The sequence below is a fragment of the Halomonas halophila genome (assembly GCF_030406665.1).
Taxonomy (GTDB): domain Bacteria; phylum Pseudomonadota; class Gammaproteobacteria; order Pseudomonadales; family Halomonadaceae; genus Halomonas; species Halomonas halophila.
Genome location: NZ_CP129121.1, coordinates 3,402,502 through 3,417,666 on the forward strand (window position 1 = coordinate 3,402,502; position 15,165 = coordinate 3,417,666).

Here is a 15,165-nt window from a genome sequence, read left to right on the forward strand (position 1 = left end):
GCGATCACCCGACCGGCACGATGGGGGCAGCCTGGCTGCCCCCGTTTTGTTTCCGCCCGGGCAACGTTCAACCAACGTTGATCCGCGGGGCCTATGGCATGGCCTCCAGCCGTTACGCTGCTCCATAGGGATGTCGCTCGCGCGTCATGCCGTTCGCCACGATTCCAGGGAATTACGCCCATGACCGACGAAGATTCCGAAAAGCACTATCGTTCCGGACTGCCGGGCTTTCTCGGCGTCATCGACACCTTCATCAGCAAGGTCGAGGCGGTGATCCTCGCCCTCGGCGTGCTGCTGATGGCCGCCAACACCATCGCCAACGTCATCGGCCGCTTCGTCTTCGGCGAGAGCATCTTCTTCTCCGGCGAGATCAACCGCATCCTGATCATCATGATCACCTTCGCCGGCATCGGCTATGCGGCGCGCCACGGCCGGCACATCCGCATGTCGGCGATCTACGATGCCCTGCCGGTGGGCGGGCGCCGCGCGCTGATGATCGCGATCTCGCTGTTCACCTCCCTGGTGATGTTCTTCCTGCTCTATTTCTCGGTGCTCTACATCCTCGACCTGCACGACAAGGGCCGCATCCTGCCGGCGCTCGGCTTCCCTATCTGGATCATCTACGTCTGGGTGCCGCTGGGCTTTCTGATCACCGGCATCCAGTACCTGCTCACCGCCATCAAGAACATGACGTCCCGCGACGTCTACCTGTCGACCTCGGTGCTCGACGGGTACAAGGATACGGAAACGGAAGTCTGATGATGGGCACGACCCGGGGGAACGCACGATGACGACAATAATGGTGGTGACCATGATCGCCCTGCTGCTGCTGGGCTTTCCGATGATGATCCCGCTGATCACCGCGGCGGTGATCGGCTTCTTCATGATGTTCAACGGCCTGGGCCAGATGGAGACGCTGATCCAGCAGATGATGGCCGGCATCCGGCCGGCCTCGCTGATCGCGGTGCCGATGTTCATCCTCGCCGCCGACATCATGACCCGCGGCCAGTCGGCGGAGCGCCTGATCAACATGGTGATGTCCTTCATCGGCCACGTGAAGGGCGGTCTGGCGGTCAGCACCGCGGCCTCCTGCACCCTGTTCGGCGCCGTCTCCGGCTCCACCCAGGCCACCGTGGTGGCGGTGGGCTCGCCCCTGCGCCCGCGGATGCTCAAGGCCGGCTACTCGGACTCCTTCACCCTGGCGCTGATCATCAACGCCAGCGACATCGCCTTCCTGATTCCGCCCAGCATCGGCATGATCATCTACGGGGTGATCTCCGGCACCTCCATCGGCGAGCTGTTCATCGCCGGCATCGGGCCCGGCCTGCTGATTCTCGCCATGTTCTCCGCCTACTGCGTGGCCTACGCCGTGATCCGCAAGGTGCCCACCGAGCCCAAGGCCGGCTGGGGCGAACGCCTGGGCGCGGTACGCATGGCGCTGTGGCCGCTGGGCTTCCCGGTGATCATCGTCGGCGGCATCTATGGCGGTATCTTCAGCCCCACCGAGGCCGCCGCGGCCTGCGTGCTGTATGCCATCCTGCTCGAGTTCGTGGTGTTCCGCTCGCTCAAGATCAATGACATCTACGCCATCGCCAAGTCCACCGGCCTGATCACCGCCGTGGTGTTCATCCTGGTCGCCGTCGGCAACGGCTTCTCCTGGATCATCTCCTTCGCCCAGATTCCCCAGGCGATCCTCGAGGCGGTGGGCATCAACGAGGCCGGCCCCACCGGGGTGCTGATCGCGATCTGCATCGCCTTCTTCGTGGCCTGCATGTTCGTCGACCCCATCGTGGTGATCCTGGTGCTGACGCCGATCTTCGCCCCCGCCATCGAGGCCACCGGCCTGGACCCGGTGCTGGTCGGCATCCTGATCACCCTGCAGGTGGCCATCGGCTCGGCGACGCCACCCTTCGGCTGCGACATCTTCACCGCCATCGCGATCTTCAAGCGGCCCTACCTGGACGTCATCAAGGGCACGCCGCCGTTCGTGTTCCTGCTGGTCCTCGCCGCCGCCCTGCTGATCATGTTCCCGCAGATCGCCCTGTTCCTGCGCGACCTGGCCTTCAGCGGCTGACCGGGACCCAAAGGAGAGCTCATGATGTTCAAGCGGATCATGGTACCGGTGGATGGCTCCAAGGGCGCCATCAAGGCACTGGACAAGGCCGTCGCGCTGCAGCGGCTCACCGGCGCCGAACTCTACCTGCTGTGCGTGTTCAAGCATCACAGCCTGCTCGAGGCCTCGCTGTCCATGATCAGGCCCGAGAAGCTCGACATCCCCGACGATGCCCTCAAGGAGTACGCCACCGAGATCGCCGTGCAGGCCAAGGCGCACGCCGCCGAGCTCGGCGTGCCCGCCGACAGGGTGCGTGCCTTCGTCAAGGGGGGCCGCCCCTCGCGCACCATCGTGCGCTTCGCCCGCAAGCGCGACTGCGACCTGATCGTGATCGGCGCCCAGGGCACCAACGGCGACAAGGGTCTGCTGCTGGGCAGCGTGTCGCAGCGGGTGGCGGGCTCGGCCCACTGCCCAACCCTCGTGGTCTAGGGCCGCCGGCGCGCCTCCTGCCGGGTCGGTTTCCGCGCCGTCGAGACGGGTGCGGAACCGATCCGGCCCTGTTAGAGTCCCAAGAACCCCATTCACCGATGGCGCCAAGGCGCCGGAGTACAAGGCATTTTCATGAAGCGACTGCTGACCACCGCATCCCTGACGGCGCTGCTGACCGCTGCCCCGCTGGCACTGGCCGCCCCCGAGACCGACGGCGAGAAGCTCGGCTACAGCCTCGGCGTGACCCTGGGCAAGAGCATCCAGCAGGACGTCTCCGATCTCGATGTCGACGCCTTCACCCAGGCCGTTCGCGATGTCTTCGACGACAACGAGCTGGAGATGACCGAGGACGAGATGAACGCCACCATGCAGGCCTTCCAGCAGCAGGCCATGCAGCAGCGCGCCGCCGAGGCCCAGCAGCTGGCCGAGGAGAACCAGGCCGCCGGCGAGGCCTATCAGGCCGAAAACGCCGAGAAGGACGACGTGAACGTCACCGCCTCCGGCCTGCAGTATCGCGAGATCGAATCCGGCGACGGCGCCTCGCCCAGCGACGGCGACACCGTCAAGGTCAACTACGAAGGCCAGCTGATCGACGGCACCGTCTTCGACAGCTCCTACGAGCGCGGCGAGCCGGTCAGCTTCCAGGTCGGCCAGGTCATCGAAGGCTGGCAGGAAGCCCTGAAGCTGATGAGCGTCGGCGACACCTGGGAAGTCGTGATCCCGGCCGAACTCGGCTATGGCAGCCGCGGCCAGGGCCCGATCGGCCCCAACGAGACCCTGGTGTTCAAGGTCGAGCTGCTCGACGTGAACCCGGACAACGCCGAAGGCTGATCGCCCCACGGCGAGCGCGCCTCGATGGCGCGACCGGCGGCCGGCCTCCCTCGGGGCCGGCCGCCTTGCGTTGGGCGGCCTGACACGCCGCGCTCACCTCTCGACCAGGGAATGGCATCGTCATGGAAAGCATCATCGGCGCCCTCGGGCCCCTGTTCCTGCTGATCCTGCTCGGCGCCCTGCTGGGCCGTGGTCCCTGGCCCGGCGGCGACTTCTGGTCGCGCCTCGAGGGCCTGATCTACTACCTGCTGTTCCCGGCGATGCTGGTGGCCACCCTGGCCGAGGCCGACATCCGCGCGGTGCCGGTCGCCCGCCTCGCCCTGGTGCTGCTCGGTGGCCTGCTGCTGCTGGCCGTCGGCCTGTGGACGCTGCGGCCGCGGCTGGGGCTCGGCATGCCGGCCTTCACCTCGGTCTTCCAGGGCGCGCTGCGCTTCAACACCTACGTGGGCGTGGCCGGCGCCGCCGCCCTGCACGGCCCGGCCGGCGCCACCGTGGCGGCGGTCGCCGTGGCGCTGATGGTTCCACTGGTCAACGTACTGTGCGTGCTGACCTTCCTCGCTGCCGGCACCCTGGGCAAGGGCGGCGTGGGCGCCAGCCTCCGGGCCCTGGCCCGCAACCCGCTGATCCTGGCCTGCCTGGCCGGGGCGGGGCTCAACCTCTCGGGGATCGGCCTGCCCGGCTGGAGCCACGACGCGGTGGCCCTGCTCGGCCGGGCGGCGCTGCCGCTGGGCCTGGTGGCGGTGGGCGTGGCGCTCCGCCCCCAGGCGGTGCTGCGCCGGGACGGCGGCCTCTGGACCGCCACCCTGATCAAGCTGGCGCTGCTGCCGGCCCTGGTGCTGGGGCTGACCACCCTGCTCGGCCTGGACGCGGTGAGCCGCGACGTGGCGCTGCTCTTCGCCGCCCTGCCCACCGCCACCTCGGCCTATATCCTGTCGCGACAGCTGGGCGGCGACGCCGAATTGATGGCCGCGTTGATTACCGTCCAGACCCTGCTGGCCATGCTGAGCCTGCCGCTGTGGCTGCGCCTGATCGCCTAGCCAGCGACATCAAATAAAAAATATTCTCGTTACGCTTGACGCATCAAATGAGAATGATTTACCTTTCATTCATGGCATCGCCGAGGTGCGTGTCAGACCCGCGGGGCCCTGCCAGTCCTCCGCGGGGGATTCTCCTCCTCATTGCTAGTCACGGTCTTTCGCCGCCCCGCCCAGGGCGGCTTTCTTTTGCGCGCGACCTTTCCGCACTGGCTCCGAGCGCCCGCGGCACCATGACGTGCCCTCACCGCACGCGTGCGTCAGCTCCGCTGGCCCAGGCGCGCCTTGATCATCTCTCCCAGCGCCTCCACCGCCGGCCAGGAGGCCGCATTGACGCCTCGCCCGTAATGCAGCTCGGCCTGGCAGTCCGCCAGCCGCGGCAGGCCCTCGGCCTCACCCAGCTCGCGCATGGCCGGCGTCAGGCGATCACGCTCCAGGATGCTCACCGCCAGCCCCGCCTCCACGGCAGTCTCCAGCGCATGGATGCTGGTACTGGTGAAGACCGCATGCCAGGGGCGCCCGCCGGCCTCCAGGGCCTCGATGCCGAGCTGGCGGTAGGGACAGTCCACCGGATGCAGCGCCAGCGGCAACGGGGCCTCCGGCGCCAGCGCCAGGTCCCGGGCGCCGGCCCATACCGGCGAGGTACGCCACAGCGGCTCACCGCCGCTGAGTCGATGAGGACGGTCCAGCGCCACGACCAGCGACAGCTGGCCCCGCTCCAGGCGGCGGGCCAGCTCGCCGCTGGTCGCGGTCACGGCCTCCAGCACCACGTCAGGATGGCGGGCCAGGAAGTCCGGCAGCAGGCGCCCGACCAGGCGGCTGGCGTAGTCCTCGGGCATACCGAAGCTGACCCGGCCGGACAGGCCGCGGCCGCTGATCCGAGCCACCAGGCCGTCGTGATGGCGCAGCAGCTCCCGGGCCTCGCCGAGCAGCGCCTCGCCGCTGGCGGTGAGCGTCATGCCCCGGGCACCGCGCACCAGCAGCCGGGCCTCCAGGCGCGTCTCGAGGCGCTTGATCTGCATGCTCAGGGCACTGACGGTGCGGTGGCGCTGCTCGGCCGCCGCGGCCAGCGAGCCCAGCCGCGCCACCGCCACGAAGCTGCGCAGCGCCTCCAGGTCCAGGGTCTGGGAAGAGACTTCAACCATACTGAACACTCACTGAAAAAAGTTGCGATTCACTGAAGACATTAGCCGGCGCAGACTCGCCCCTGCAAGTTCGCGGGAGGAGACCGACATGCTGGCGAGACAATGGGTTCAGTGGGCACCGCCCCAGCCGCAGCAGCTGGGGAGCCTGGCGATCGCTGTGGGCTTCGTGATCTGCTGGAGCAGCGGCTTCGTGGGCAGCCGTCTGGCCGTGGCCGCCGAGTCGCCGGCGCTCTCGCTCTACGCCTGGCGCTTCGCGCTGGCCACCCTGCTGGCCGGCCTGTGGACGCTGATCGCGACCCGCGCGAAACGCACTCGAGCACCGGGCGCCCTGGCCCACGAGGCCCTGGTCGGCAGCCTCACGGTGGGCGGCTATCTGCTGGCCATGCTGCTGGCGGTGGAAAGCGGCGTCAGTGCCGGCGTGGCGGCCCTGATCGGCGCCCTGCAGCCCCTGGCCGCGACGCTGATGGCCGGCCGCCTGCTGGGCGAGCGTCCGCGGATGGCCCAATGGCTGGGACTGGGCGTGGCGACCCTGGGGGCGGGGCTGAGCGTGATGGACGATCTCGGCGGCGTCGGCGGGGCACCGCTCTGGGCCTACGGACTGCCGCTGCTGGCGGTGATCGCGGTGAGCCTCGGCAGCGTGCTGAGCGCCGGGCGGCCGGCGACCCTGCCCATGGCGACGCGCCTGACCGCCCAGCTGGCGGCGGCCACCCTGGTGTTCGCCCTCGCCGCCTGGCTGAGCGGCGAAGGACTGCCCGCCCCGGCGCTGGAGGCGGAGACCCTGGCGGCCCTGGCCTGGCTGATCCTGCTGGCAACCTTCGGCGGCTACGGTTTCTTCAACGCCAGCCTGCAGCGCTTCGGGGTCAGCCAGAGCGCCGCGCTGGTGGCCCTGACACCGGCCGCCACCCTGGCCGCCACGGCGCTGATGTTCGGCGAATGGCCGGGCATGCTGGGCGCCGCCGGCATGGCCCTCGGGCTGCTCGGCGCCGTGAGCGCCCTGGCGAGCGGTCGGCGCCGCGGGCGAGGCGCCGGCGGCCATGTCGCCACGGCCCGCCCGGTCACGGAGCGGGAAGCGCGTCGACGGGTCCGACCGAACGCCCCGACCACGCGGCGAGGCTGAGCGCGCGGGAAGGGATCAGTCGGCGCGACGGAAGATCAGGTCCCAGACGCCGTGGCCGAGCTTCTCGCCGCGCTGCTCGAACTTGGTCAGCGGGCGGAACTCGGGGCGCGGCACGTAGGGGGCCGTCTCGTCGGTGGCGGTGTTCTGGTAGCCCGGCGCCTCGACCATCACCTCGGCCATCCACTCGGCGTAGGCCTCCCAGTCGGTGGCCATGTGCAGGGTGCCGCCGGGCTTGAGGCGCGTGCGCACCAGCTCGACGAAGGCCGGCTGGACGATGCGCCGCTTGTGATGCTTCTTCTTGGTCCAGGGGTCGGGGAAGAACAGCTGCAGGGTGTCGAGGCTGCCCTCGGGCAGGCACTGCTCGAGCACCAGCAGCGCGTCCTCACGATAGACCCGGAGGTTGGTCAGGCCGCGCTTGTCGGCCTCGTCGAGCAGCTTGCCGACGCCGGGCGCATGCACCTCGATGCCGATGAAGTCGGTGTCGGGATGGGTCTCGGCCTGCTCGATCAGCGAGCCGCCCATGCCGAAGCCGATCTCCAGCACCACCGGAGCGCGACGCCCGAACAGCGTCTCGAGGTCCTGGCGGCCGTCCTCGAGGGTCAGCCCCAGACGCGGCCACACCTCCTCGAGGCCGCGGGTCTGGGCGGCGGTCATGCGCCCGGCGCGCAGCACGTAGCTCTTGATCCCGCGGCGATGCAGCGGGGCGTCGGGGCCCTCGGGAGCGTCGGTCGAGGGCGTGTCGGGGCGTTGTTCGTCGTTCATGCGCGGCGTTGAAACTCGTGAAGGTCGAAAGACAGGATCAGGCGTTGATACGCCCGGCCAGCGGCGAGGACGGCTCGGCGCCCTGGCGGCGCGGCATGCGTCCGGCGAGGAAGGCCTCGCGGCCGGCCAGCACGGCCCGCTTCATGGCGCCGGCCATCAGCACCGGCTGGCGGGCGTGGGCGATGGCGGAGTTCATCAGCACCCCGTCGCAGCCCAGCTCCATGGCCTGGGCGGCCTCGGAGGCGGTGCCGATGCCGGCATCCACCAGCACCGGCACGCTGGCCTGCTCGATGATCAGGCGGATGTTGTGCGGATTCTGGATGCCGTGGCCGGAGCCGATCAGCGAGCCCAGCGGCATCACGGCGCAGCAGCCGAGACGCTCCAGCTCGCGGGCAACGATGGGATCGTCGCTGGTGTAGACCATGACGTCGAAGCCGTCGTTGACCAGGGTCTCGGCGGCGGCCAGGGTCTCCACCACGTTGGGATACAGGGTGGTGTCGTCGCCCAGCACCTCGAGCTTGACCAGGTTGTGGCCGTCGAGCAGCTCGCGGGCCAGCCGGCAGGTGCGCACCGCATCCTGGGCGGTGTAGCAGCCGGCAGTGTTGGGCAGCAGGGTATAGCGCTCCGGGGACACCACGTCGAGCAGATTGGGCGCCGAGGCATCCTGCCCCAGATTGGTGCGACGCACGGCGAAGGTCACCACCTCGGCCCCGCTGGCCGCAATGGCCTCGCCGGTCTCGTCGACATCGCGGTACTTGCCGGTACCCACCAGCAGGCGCGAGGCGAATTCACGGCCGGCGACGCGCAGCGGCGCGTCCTGGAAGAAGTCGGTCATCTTGTCATGGCTCCTGTGCAGGGATCTCGGGGCGGGCTCAGCCGCCACCGATGGCATGGACGATCTCCACCCGGTCGCCGTCGGCCAGGCGCGTCCCGTCGTGAGCGCTTCGGGGGACGATCTCCTCGTTGACCTCCACGGCGATGCGCCGTCCGGCCAGGCCGAGGGTCTCGACCAGCTGGGCCACGGAGGCCTCGGCCTCCAGGGTGCGCGCCTCGCCATTGAGCTGGATCTGCATGGCATCCTCCGGGGCTGCGATTTCGCGGGCCCATATTGTAGCGCCTCGGGGCGCCCCCGGGTACGGTAGGGCGCAGACCTGGCGGGGCCGATCTGGCAACAGGCCGCCGCGGGGCGCTGTGGCCCCATCCTTGGGCGCTACCTTTTGCCGTCCCTGGCAAAAACCCCGCTCTGGCCTGTCCCCAGCCCCTGCTCAGACATCACGGGAACACATCCCAACGGGAGAAAGACAGCATGCGGGATCGCGGCTGGTGGATGGCAGTGGCGCTGTGCGGCGCCCTGACGGTGATGGCCGGGGCCTTCGGCGCCCATGCCCTGAACGGCACCCTGACGCCGAGGCTGATGACGGTGTTCGAGACCGGGGTGCGCTACCAGGCCTGGCACACCCTGGCGATGCTCGCCGTGCTGGCCTGGCGCACCGCACGGCCGCTGGCCGGCCAGCGCTGGGTCCTTGGCCTGTGGCTGGCCGGCATGACGCTGTTCTCGGGCTCGCTCTACGCCCTGGCGATCAGCGGCGTGAAGGTGCTCGGCGCCATCACGCCGATCGGCGGCGGGCTGCTGATCCTCGGCTGGCTGGCGCTGGCCGTGGCGGCCTGGCGCAGTCAGTCGGCATCGGGCAAGGCATAAGTCGCGGTGACCAGCGCCACCGGCGCCTCCTCGCCGTCGGAGAACAGCTGCACCTCGCCCACCGCCAGCCGTCGCCCCAGCTTGAGCAGCCGGGCGTTGGCGATCAAGTCGCGATCGCCCCGCGGGCGACGCAGGAAGCGGCAGTGCAGGTCGCTGGTGACCGCCATCGGCTCGGGGCCGATCTGGGCCAGGATCGCCACGTAGAGGCAGACGTCGGCCAGCCCCATCAGAGTCGGGCCGGAGACGCTGGCACCGGGACGCAGGTGCTCGTCCTCGATGGCCAGGCTCATGGTGGCGCGGCCCTCGCCGACGCCCTCGATGGTGCCGGCACGCTGGGGAAACACCTCGTCGAGGAATTCCTCGATGGCGGCGGCGGTCATCACGGTCATGGGCGCGCTCCCTGCGGCTGAACGATGGCCACAAGATAGCCCAGCCCGCGCGCGACGCACACCCGGGGCATCTCCCTTTTCCCTTCTCTCGTTTTCTCGCCCCCAACGAAAGCCGCCCCCATGAAGGGGGCGGCGAACGGCATGCTGGCGAGAGGCGATCAGCCGGCCTTGTGGACGGCGCGCCAGTGGTGCAGCAGCGGCTCGGTGTAGCCGGAGGGCTGCTCGATACCCTTGAAGATCAGGTCCGAGGCGGCCTGGAAGGCGTGGGAGCCGGCGAAGTCGGCGCTCATCGGCGAGTAGGCCGGGTCACCGGCGTTCTGCTCGTCGACCACCTTGGCCATGCGCTCCAGGGTGGCGCGCACGCGAGCTTCGTCGACCACGCCGTGGTACAGCCAGTTGGCCACGTGCTGGCTGGAGATGCGCAGGGTGGCGCGGTCTTCCATCAGGCCCACGTCATGGATGTCCGGCACCTTGGAGCAGCCGACGCCCTGCTCGACCCAGCGCACCACGTAGCCGAGGATGCCCTGGCAGTTGTTGTCCAGCTCCTGCTGCAGCTCGTCCTCGGACCAGTCGGTGTTCTCGGCCACCGGCACGGTCAGCAGCTCGTCCAGCAGGTCCGGCTCGCCCTGGGCCTCCAGCTCGCGCTGCACCTCGGCCACGCTGACCTGGTGGTAGTGCAGGGCGTGCAGGGTGGCGGCGGTCGGCGACGGCACCCAGGCGGTGTTGGCACCGGCCTTGGGATGGCCGATCTTCTGCTCGAGCATGGCCGCCATCAGGTCCGGCATGGCCCACATGCCCTTGCCGATCTGGGCGTGGCCGCGCAGGCCGCAGGCCAGGCCGACCTGAACGTTGTTGCGCTCGTAGGCACCGATCCAGGCGGCGCCCTTCATGTCGCCCTTGCGCACCATGGGGCCGGCCTGCATGGCGGTGTGCATCTCGTCGCCGGTGCGGTCGAGGAAGCCGGTGTTGATGAACACCACCCGCGAGGTCGCCTCATTGATGCAGGCCTTGAGGTTGACCGAGGTGCGGCGCTCCTCGTCCATGATGCCCATCTTGAGGGTGTCACGCTGGAGGCCCAGCAGGTCCTCGACGCGGCCGAACAGCTCGTTGGTGAAGGCCACTTCCTTCGGGCCGTGCATCTTCGGCTTGACGATGTAGACCGAGCCCTCGCGGGAGTTGCGGGCCTCGCCCTCGCCCTTCTGCAGGTCGCGGATGGACAGCAGGCTGGTCATGACCGCGTCGAGGATGCCTTCCGGCAGCTCGTTGCCGTCGGCGTCCAGCACCGCCGGGGTGGTCATCAGGTGGCCGACGTTGCGCACGAACAGCAGCGAGCGGCCGGGCAGGGTCACCTCGCCGCCGTCCGGCGCGGTCCAGGTGCGATCCGCCGCCAGCTTGCGGGTGAAGCGCTTGCCGCCCTTCTCGATCGGCTCCTCGAGGTCGCCGGCCATCAGGCCCAGCCAGTTGGCGTAGACGCCGACCTTGTCCTCGGCGTCCACCGCCGCGACCGAGTCCTCGCAGTCCATGATCGAGGTCAGCGCGGCCTCGACGACCACGTCCTTGACGCCTGCCGCATCGGTCTTGCCGATCGGATGGGTGGCGTCGATCTGGATCTCCAGGTGCAGGTCGTTGTTGGCCAGCAGCACCGAGGTCGGGGCGTCGGTCTCGCCCAGGTAGCCGACCAGCTTGCCCGGCTCCTTGAGGCCGGTCTCGCGGCCGCCTTCCAGGCTCACCACCAGGTGGCCGTCGCGCAGCGCGTACTTAACGGCCTCGGCGTGGGAGCCGGTGGCCAGCGGCGCGGCACGGTCGAGCACGCCGCGGGCGTAGGCGATGACCTTCTCGGCGCGCTTCGGGTTGAAGCTGTCGCCGCGCTCGGCGCCGTCTTCGTCGGCGATGGCATCGGTGCCGTAGAGCGCGTCGTAGAGGCTGCCCCAGCGGGCGTTGGCGGCGTTGAGGGCGTAGCGGGCGTTGTTCACCGGCACCACCAGCTGCGGGCCGGCCTGCACGGCGATCTCGCGGTCGACCTTGGTGGTAGTGACCTTGACCTCGGCGGGGGCCGGCTGCAGATAGCCGATGCGCTCGAGGAAGCCGCGATAGGCGGCCATGTCACGCACCGGGCCTGAATTCTCGCGGTGCCAGGCGTCGAGCTCGGCCTGCAGGGCATCGCGCTCGGCGAGCAGTTCGCGGTTCTTCGGTGTCAGATCATGAAAGAGGGCGTCGACGCCGGCCCAGAAGGCCTCGGGATCGACGCCGGAGCCCGGCAGGGCCTGCTCATTGATGAAGCGGTCCAGCTCGGCGGCCACCTGCAGACGGTGGCGAGTGATACGTTGGGTCATGGGTCGTTCTCCTATGCGAGGCGTTTCGGCGCTCCCCAAGCGCCAATCGGCCGGACAGGCAATGGTGACTGCGTGGCCTCAGTATTGTGGAAAATACTTCCACATGTAAACCCGAAGCCTGCGAACCACCCCCGGAACTCGACCAATAGACGAGGCCGGAGACGTTGGAAGGCGACGCTGGTGACCGTCCCGACGGGACGCTAGCATGGGCATCCACACGGAGGACTCGATGACCGACTTCACCCCCCTGCAGGCGCTCGGCCCCATCGCCCCGGCCGACCCCGCCGGCCACCCGCTCCAGGGCTACCTGGGCCACTACGGCCTGGCGCCGCTGCTCGCCGAGCGGGTGGGCCTGCAGGTGGGGTACGTGGACGCCCACGGCTTCCGGCTGTGGACCCAGATCTGGCGCCCGCCATCGCCGCGCGGCACCGTGTTCGTGGTGCACGGCTACTACGATCATCTGGGCCTCTATCGTCACCTGCTCGAGTGCCTGCTCGAGCGCGGCTGGCAGGTGGTGCTGTGGGATCTGCCCGGGCACGGGCTGTCCAGCGGCCCCCGCGCCACCATCGCCGACTTCGATGACTATGGCAGCTGCCTGGACAACCTGCAGACCCAGTTGACCGCCCGCGACCTGGCGCCCCGGCCCTGGGTCGGCATCGGCCAGAGCACCGGCGCGGCGATCCTGGCCACCGACGCCCTGCGCCGGGGCGACGACGGCCACTGGAGCGGCCTGGCCCTGCTGGCGCCGCTGGTGCGCCCCTGGGGCTGGAACCAGTCGAGCTGGCTGCACCGCCTGCTGGGCCCCTTCGTGCGTTCGGTGCCGCGCCGCTTCCGCGAGAACTCCACCGACAGCGACTTCGCCACCTTCCTGCGCGAGAGCGACCCGCTGCAGCCGGACCGCCTGGCCATGGAGTGGGTGGACGCCATGCGCCGCTGGATGCCGCGGCTGCTGGCCATGCCGGCCAGCCCGCTGCCGACGCTGATCCTGCAGGGCGAGCAGGATCTGACGGTGGACTGGGAATGGAACCTGGAGGTGCTGACGCGCAAGTTCCCGCGGGCCGAGATCCATCGCCACCCCGAGGCCCGCCATCACCTGGTCAACGAGGCCGAACCGATCCGCCGGGTGCTGTTCGAGGAGCTCACGCGGTTCCTCGCCGGCCTCGAGGAGGCCGACATTCCCTCTTCCACCACCCGCAGGGTCTCCCGCCGATGAGCCGTCGCCGCTTGCCGCTGCTGCCTCTCCTCCTGCTGACGGTGCTGCCGCTCGCCGGCTGCGCCGTCGGCACGCCGGACGCTCCCCAGACGGTTCGCCAGGCCCTGTTCGGCCTCGGCGAACGCGCCGCGCAGCGGGTGGCCGAGGCGCCACCGCTGCCACGACCGTCCTCCGACGAGGTGCTGCTGCTGGCCGCCCCCGAGGTCGATGACGCGCTCGGCGTCGGCGAGAACCGCCTGCTGGAAAGCCTGACCCGCTCCCTGCTGGGCCTCGGCCAGGGGCCCCAGGTGCTCGACTGGCAGCCCGCGCTGGCCTCGGGCGCCGCGGCCAACCAGTGGCGGCTGGACAGCCGGCTGGTCAGCGCCGGCCCCCGGCTGGCACTGTCCGACCGGACCCTGCTGCCGTATCGCCTGGAGCTGACCCTGCGCCGCCCGGGCGACGCCACCCCGTTGTGGCAGACGCGGCTGGATGGCGCCCTGGACGCCACCGCGCTCTGACGCCGGGGGCCGTGCTTCGTCAACGCCCCTGCAGCAGCCGATCGAGCTGACGATAGCCGATCGCCTCGACCAGTTGCTCGCGCCCGGGGTGCGGCTCGCCGGCCAGGTCGGCCAGGGTCAGCGCCACCCGCAGCACCCGATGATAGGCCCGCGCCGAGAGATTGAGCCGCTCCAGCACCCCGGCCAGCCAGGCCCGATCCGCCCCGCTCAGTGCGCAGGCGGCCTCCAGCTCGCGACTGCCCAGCCGGGCATTGAGCGCCCCGCGCGCCCACTGCCGCTCCCGGGCCGCCTGTACCCGCTCGCGTACCGCCGCCGAGGGCTCTCCGCTCTCCCGGGCGGTCAGCTGCTCCGGCGCCAGCGCCGGCACCTCCACCTGCAGGTCGATACGGTCGAGCAGCGGTCCGGAAAGCCGCGCCTGATAGCGCTGGATCTGGGCGGCGGTGCAGTGGCAGGCCCGGCGAGGGTCACCGAGATGGCCGCAGGGGCAGGGATTCATCGCCGCCACCAGCTGGAAGCTCGCCGGATAGCGCCGCTCGTGGCTGGCGCGGGCGATGTGGATGCGCCCGGATTCCATGGGCTCGCGCATCACCTCGAGCACCTGGCGGGGAAACTCGGGCAACTCGTCGAGGAACAGCACGCCCCGATGGGCCAGCGAGATCTCGCCGGGCCTGGGCCGCGAGCCACCGCCGACCAGCGCCACCGCGCTGGCGGTGTGGTGGGGCGAGCGGAAGGGGCGCCGCCCCCAGTCCTCGTCGAGCGGCAGGCCACACACCGAACGCACCGCCGCCACCTCCAGGGCCTCGTTCTCGGTCAGCGGCGGCAGGATCCCGGGCAGGCGGCTGGCCAGCATGGTCTTGCCGGTGCCTGGAGGACCGGCCAGCAGGAGATTGTGGCCACCGCTGGCGGCGACCTCCAGGGCGCGCCGCGCCTGGTGCTGGCCACGTACCTCGGCGAGATCGGCACCCGTCGTCAGCGCCTCGGCGGGGCGCGACGCCCGATGGGGCTCGATCGGCGTCTGGCCCAGCAGGTGTGCGACCACCTCGAGCAGGTGATCGGCGGGCAGCACCTCGAGATCGCCCGCGAGCGCCGCCTCGTCGGCGTTGGCCCGGGGCACGATCAGACGCCGCCCGGCCCCGCGGGTGGCCAGCGCCAGCGGCAGCATCCCGGGCACCGGACGCAGCGCGCCGTCCAGGGCGAGCTCGCCCGCGCATTCGATCTCGGCCAGCGCCTCGGCGGCGATCTGGCCCGAGGCCACCAGCAACCCCAGGGCGATGGGCAGATCGAAGCGCCCGCCTTCCTTGGGCAGGTCGGCGGGCGCCAGGTTGAGGGTGATGCGACGCATCGGGAAGTCGAAGCCGGCGTTGACCAGGGCGCTGCGGACCCGCTCGCGGCTCTCCCGAACGGCGGTCTCCGGCAGCCCGACCAGGGTGATGCCGGGCAGGCCGTTGGCCAGATGCACTTCCACCAGCACCTCGGGAGCCTCGAGGCCGAGGCCGGCCCGGGTGCGAACGATCGACAGGGTCATCGGCGGTCCCTCGCGCGGTTCCTTTCCTCAGGTAAGTCCTAAGGCTAGTTCAGCGCGACGAGCCCCGCTCGGTGACGG

16 protein-coding genes are annotated in these 15,165 nt (G+C 70.3%); 9 read left to right on the forward strand and 7 right to left on the reverse strand.

What is annotated here, in order from left to right:
• The first annotated feature begins 180 nt into the window (after positions 1-180).
• The 5 genes from QWG60_RS16035 to QWG60_RS16055 all read left to right on the forward strand — a co-directional run bounded on the left by QWG60_RS16035 (position 181) and on the right by QWG60_RS16055 (position 4,410).
• Positions 181-759, forward strand: a complete 579-nt coding sequence (locus tag QWG60_RS16035) for a TRAP transporter small permease (protein WP_046078802.1) — start codon at positions 181-183, stop codon at positions 757-759.
• 28 nt (positions 760-787) lie between these two features.
• Positions 788-2,074: a TRAP transporter large permease gene (locus QWG60_RS16040; protein WP_146909389.1), complete on the forward strand. Its 1,287-nt coding sequence runs from the start codon at positions 788-790 to the stop codon at positions 2,072-2,074.
• Positions 2,075-2,098: 24 nt separating this feature from the next.
• Entirely contained in the window at positions 2,099-2,542 is a 444-nt protein-coding gene (locus QWG60_RS16045; RefSeq protein WP_035595181.1) for a universal stress protein, read from the forward strand.
• Positions 2,543-2,674: 132 nt separating this feature from the next.
• Positions 2,675-3,373, forward strand: a complete 699-nt coding sequence (locus QWG60_RS16050; RefSeq protein WP_146909391.1) for an FKBP-type peptidyl-prolyl cis-trans isomerase — start codon at positions 2,675-2,677, stop codon at positions 3,371-3,373.
• 122 nt (positions 3,374-3,495) lie between these two features.
• Complete coding sequence (locus QWG60_RS16055; protein ID WP_046078805.1) at positions 3,496-4,410, forward strand: AEC family transporter; 915 nt, start codon at positions 3,496-3,498, stop codon at positions 4,408-4,410.
• A gap of 257 nt (positions 4,411-4,667) precedes the next feature.
• On the opposite strand, the gene QWG60_RS16060 is transcribed toward QWG60_RS16055, so the two are convergent.
• On the reverse strand, positions 4,668-5,552 hold the full coding sequence (locus QWG60_RS16060; protein ID WP_046078806.1) for a LysR substrate-binding domain-containing protein: 885 nt from the start codon (positions 5,550-5,552) through the stop codon (positions 4,668-4,670).
• Positions 5,553-5,640: 88 nt separating this feature from the next.
• On the opposite strand from QWG60_RS16060, the gene QWG60_RS16065 reads away from it, so the two are divergent.
• The gene (locus tag QWG60_RS16065) at positions 5,641-6,669 is read left to right on the forward strand and encodes a DMT family transporter (RefSeq protein WP_146909393.1); all 1,029 of its coding nucleotides are present in this window, start codon (positions 5,641-5,643) and stop codon (positions 6,667-6,669) included.
• Between the two features lie 15 nt (positions 6,670-6,684).
• Here the strand turns inward: QWG60_RS16065 and trmB are convergent, their stop codons facing one another.
• Genes trmB through thiS form a run of 3 tightly spaced genes read right to left on the reverse strand, consistent with a single transcriptional unit; the run spans position 6,685 to position 8,504 of the window.
• Complete coding sequence (gene trmB, locus QWG60_RS16070; RefSeq protein ID WP_046078807.1) at positions 6,685-7,431, reverse strand: tRNA (guanosine(46)-N7)-methyltransferase TrmB; 747 nt, start codon at positions 7,429-7,431, stop codon at positions 6,685-6,687.
• Between the two features lie 37 nt (positions 7,432-7,468).
• Positions 7,469-8,266, reverse strand: a complete 798-nt coding sequence (locus QWG60_RS16075; protein WP_035595017.1) for a thiazole synthase — start codon at positions 8,264-8,266, stop codon at positions 7,469-7,471.
• Between the two features lie 37 nt (positions 8,267-8,303).
• On the reverse strand, positions 8,304-8,504 hold the full coding sequence (gene thiS, locus QWG60_RS16080; RefSeq protein WP_146909395.1) for a sulfur carrier protein ThiS: 201 nt from the start codon (positions 8,502-8,504) through the stop codon (positions 8,304-8,306).
• 233 nt (positions 8,505-8,737) lie between these two features.
• Here thiS and QWG60_RS16085 point away from each other — a divergent pair, with 233 nt between their 5' ends.
• Positions 8,738-9,130 carry a DUF423 domain-containing protein gene (locus tag QWG60_RS16085; RefSeq protein ID WP_146909397.1) on the forward strand — a complete coding sequence of 131 codons (393 nt, stop codon included), beginning with the start codon at positions 8,738-8,740 and terminating at the stop codon, positions 9,128-9,130.
• Here QWG60_RS16085 and QWG60_RS16090 read toward each other — a convergent pair.
• Entirely contained in the window at positions 9,106-9,519 is a 414-nt protein-coding gene (locus tag QWG60_RS16090) for a PaaI family thioesterase (RefSeq protein WP_035595012.1), read from the reverse strand. The genes QWG60_RS16085 and QWG60_RS16090 overlap by 25 nt on opposite strands.
• Before the next feature lie 158 nt (positions 9,520-9,677).
• Entirely contained in the window at positions 9,678-11,852 is a 2,175-nt protein-coding gene (locus tag QWG60_RS16095; protein WP_146909399.1) for a malate synthase G, read from the reverse strand.
• 229 nt (positions 11,853-12,081) lie between these two features.
• Between QWG60_RS16095 and QWG60_RS16100 the strand changes: the two genes are divergently transcribed.
• Positions 12,082-13,065: an alpha/beta hydrolase gene (locus tag QWG60_RS16100; protein ID WP_035595179.1), complete on the forward strand. Its 984-nt coding sequence runs from the start codon at positions 12,082-12,084 to the stop codon at positions 13,063-13,065.
• Positions 13,062-13,562 (forward strand): hypothetical protein, encoded by a 501-nt coding sequence (locus QWG60_RS16105; protein ID WP_146909401.1) that lies wholly within the window; start codon positions 13,062-13,064, stop codon positions 13,560-13,562. Before QWG60_RS16100 ends, QWG60_RS16105 begins: the two co-directional genes overlap by 4 nt.
• A gap of 19 nt (positions 13,563-13,581) precedes the next feature.
• Here QWG60_RS16105 and QWG60_RS16110 read toward each other — a convergent pair whose 3' ends face one another.
• The gene (locus tag QWG60_RS16110) at positions 13,582-15,087 is read right to left on the reverse strand and encodes a YifB family Mg chelatase-like AAA ATPase (RefSeq protein WP_146909403.1); all 1,506 of its coding nucleotides are present in this window, start codon (positions 15,085-15,087) and stop codon (positions 13,582-13,584) included.
• Positions 15,088-15,165: the final 78 nt, after the last annotated feature.

What these genes read in the sequence shown, in the direction of transcription:
- QWG60_RS16035 (WP_046078802.1), top strand. Translation starts at nt 181, where the DNA reads ATGACCGACGAAGATTCCGAAAAGCACTATCGTTCCGGACTGCCGGGC.
- QWG60_RS16040 (WP_146909389.1), top strand. Translation starts at nt 788, where the DNA reads ATGACGACAATAATGGTGGTGACCATGATCGCCCTGCTGCTGCTGGGC.
- QWG60_RS16085 (WP_146909397.1), top strand. Translation starts at nt 8,738, where the DNA reads ATGCGGGATCGCGGCTGGTGGATGGCAGTGGCGCTGTGCGGCGCCCTG.
- QWG60_RS16105 (WP_146909401.1), top strand. Translation starts at nt 13,062, where the DNA reads ATGAGCCGTCGCCGCTTGCCGCTGCTGCCTCTCCTCCTGCTGACGGTG.
- trmB (WP_046078807.1), bottom strand. Translation starts at nt 7,431, where the DNA reads ATGAACGACGAACAACGCCCCGACACGCCCTCGACCGACGCTCCCGAG.
- QWG60_RS16065 (WP_146909393.1), top strand. Translation starts at nt 5,641, where the DNA reads ATGCTGGCGAGACAATGGGTTCAGTGGGCACCGCCCCAGCCGCAGCAG.
- QWG60_RS16090 (WP_035595012.1), bottom strand. Translation starts at nt 9,519, where the DNA reads ATGACCGTGATGACCGCCGCCGCCATCGAGGAATTCCTCGACGAGGTG.
- QWG60_RS16060 (WP_046078806.1), bottom strand. Translation starts at nt 5,552, where the DNA reads ATGGTTGAAGTCTCTTCCCAGACCCTGGACCTGGAGGCGCTGCGCAGC.
- QWG60_RS16045 (WP_035595181.1), top strand. Translation starts at nt 2,099, where the DNA reads ATGTTCAAGCGGATCATGGTACCGGTGGATGGCTCCAAGGGCGCCATC.
- QWG60_RS16095 (WP_146909399.1), bottom strand. Translation starts at nt 11,852, where the DNA reads ATGACCCAACGTATCACTCGCCACCGTCTGCAGGTGGCCGCCGAGCTG.
- thiS (WP_146909395.1), bottom strand. Translation starts at nt 8,504, where the DNA reads ATGCAGATCCAGCTCAATGGCGAGGCGCGCACCCTGGAGGCCGAGGCC.
- QWG60_RS16050 (WP_146909391.1), top strand. Translation starts at nt 2,675, where the DNA reads ATGAAGCGACTGCTGACCACCGCATCCCTGACGGCGCTGCTGACCGCT.
- QWG60_RS16100 (WP_035595179.1), top strand. Translation starts at nt 12,082, where the DNA reads ATGACCGACTTCACCCCCCTGCAGGCGCTCGGCCCCATCGCCCCGGCC.
- QWG60_RS16055 (WP_046078805.1), top strand. Translation starts at nt 3,496, where the DNA reads ATGGAAAGCATCATCGGCGCCCTCGGGCCCCTGTTCCTGCTGATCCTG.
- QWG60_RS16110 (WP_146909403.1), bottom strand. Translation starts at nt 15,087, where the DNA reads ATGACCCTGTCGATCGTTCGCACCCGGGCCGGCCTCGGCCTCGAGGCT.
- QWG60_RS16075 (WP_035595017.1), bottom strand. Translation starts at nt 8,266, where the DNA reads ATGACCGACTTCTTCCAGGACGCGCCGCTGCGCGTCGCCGGCCGTGAA.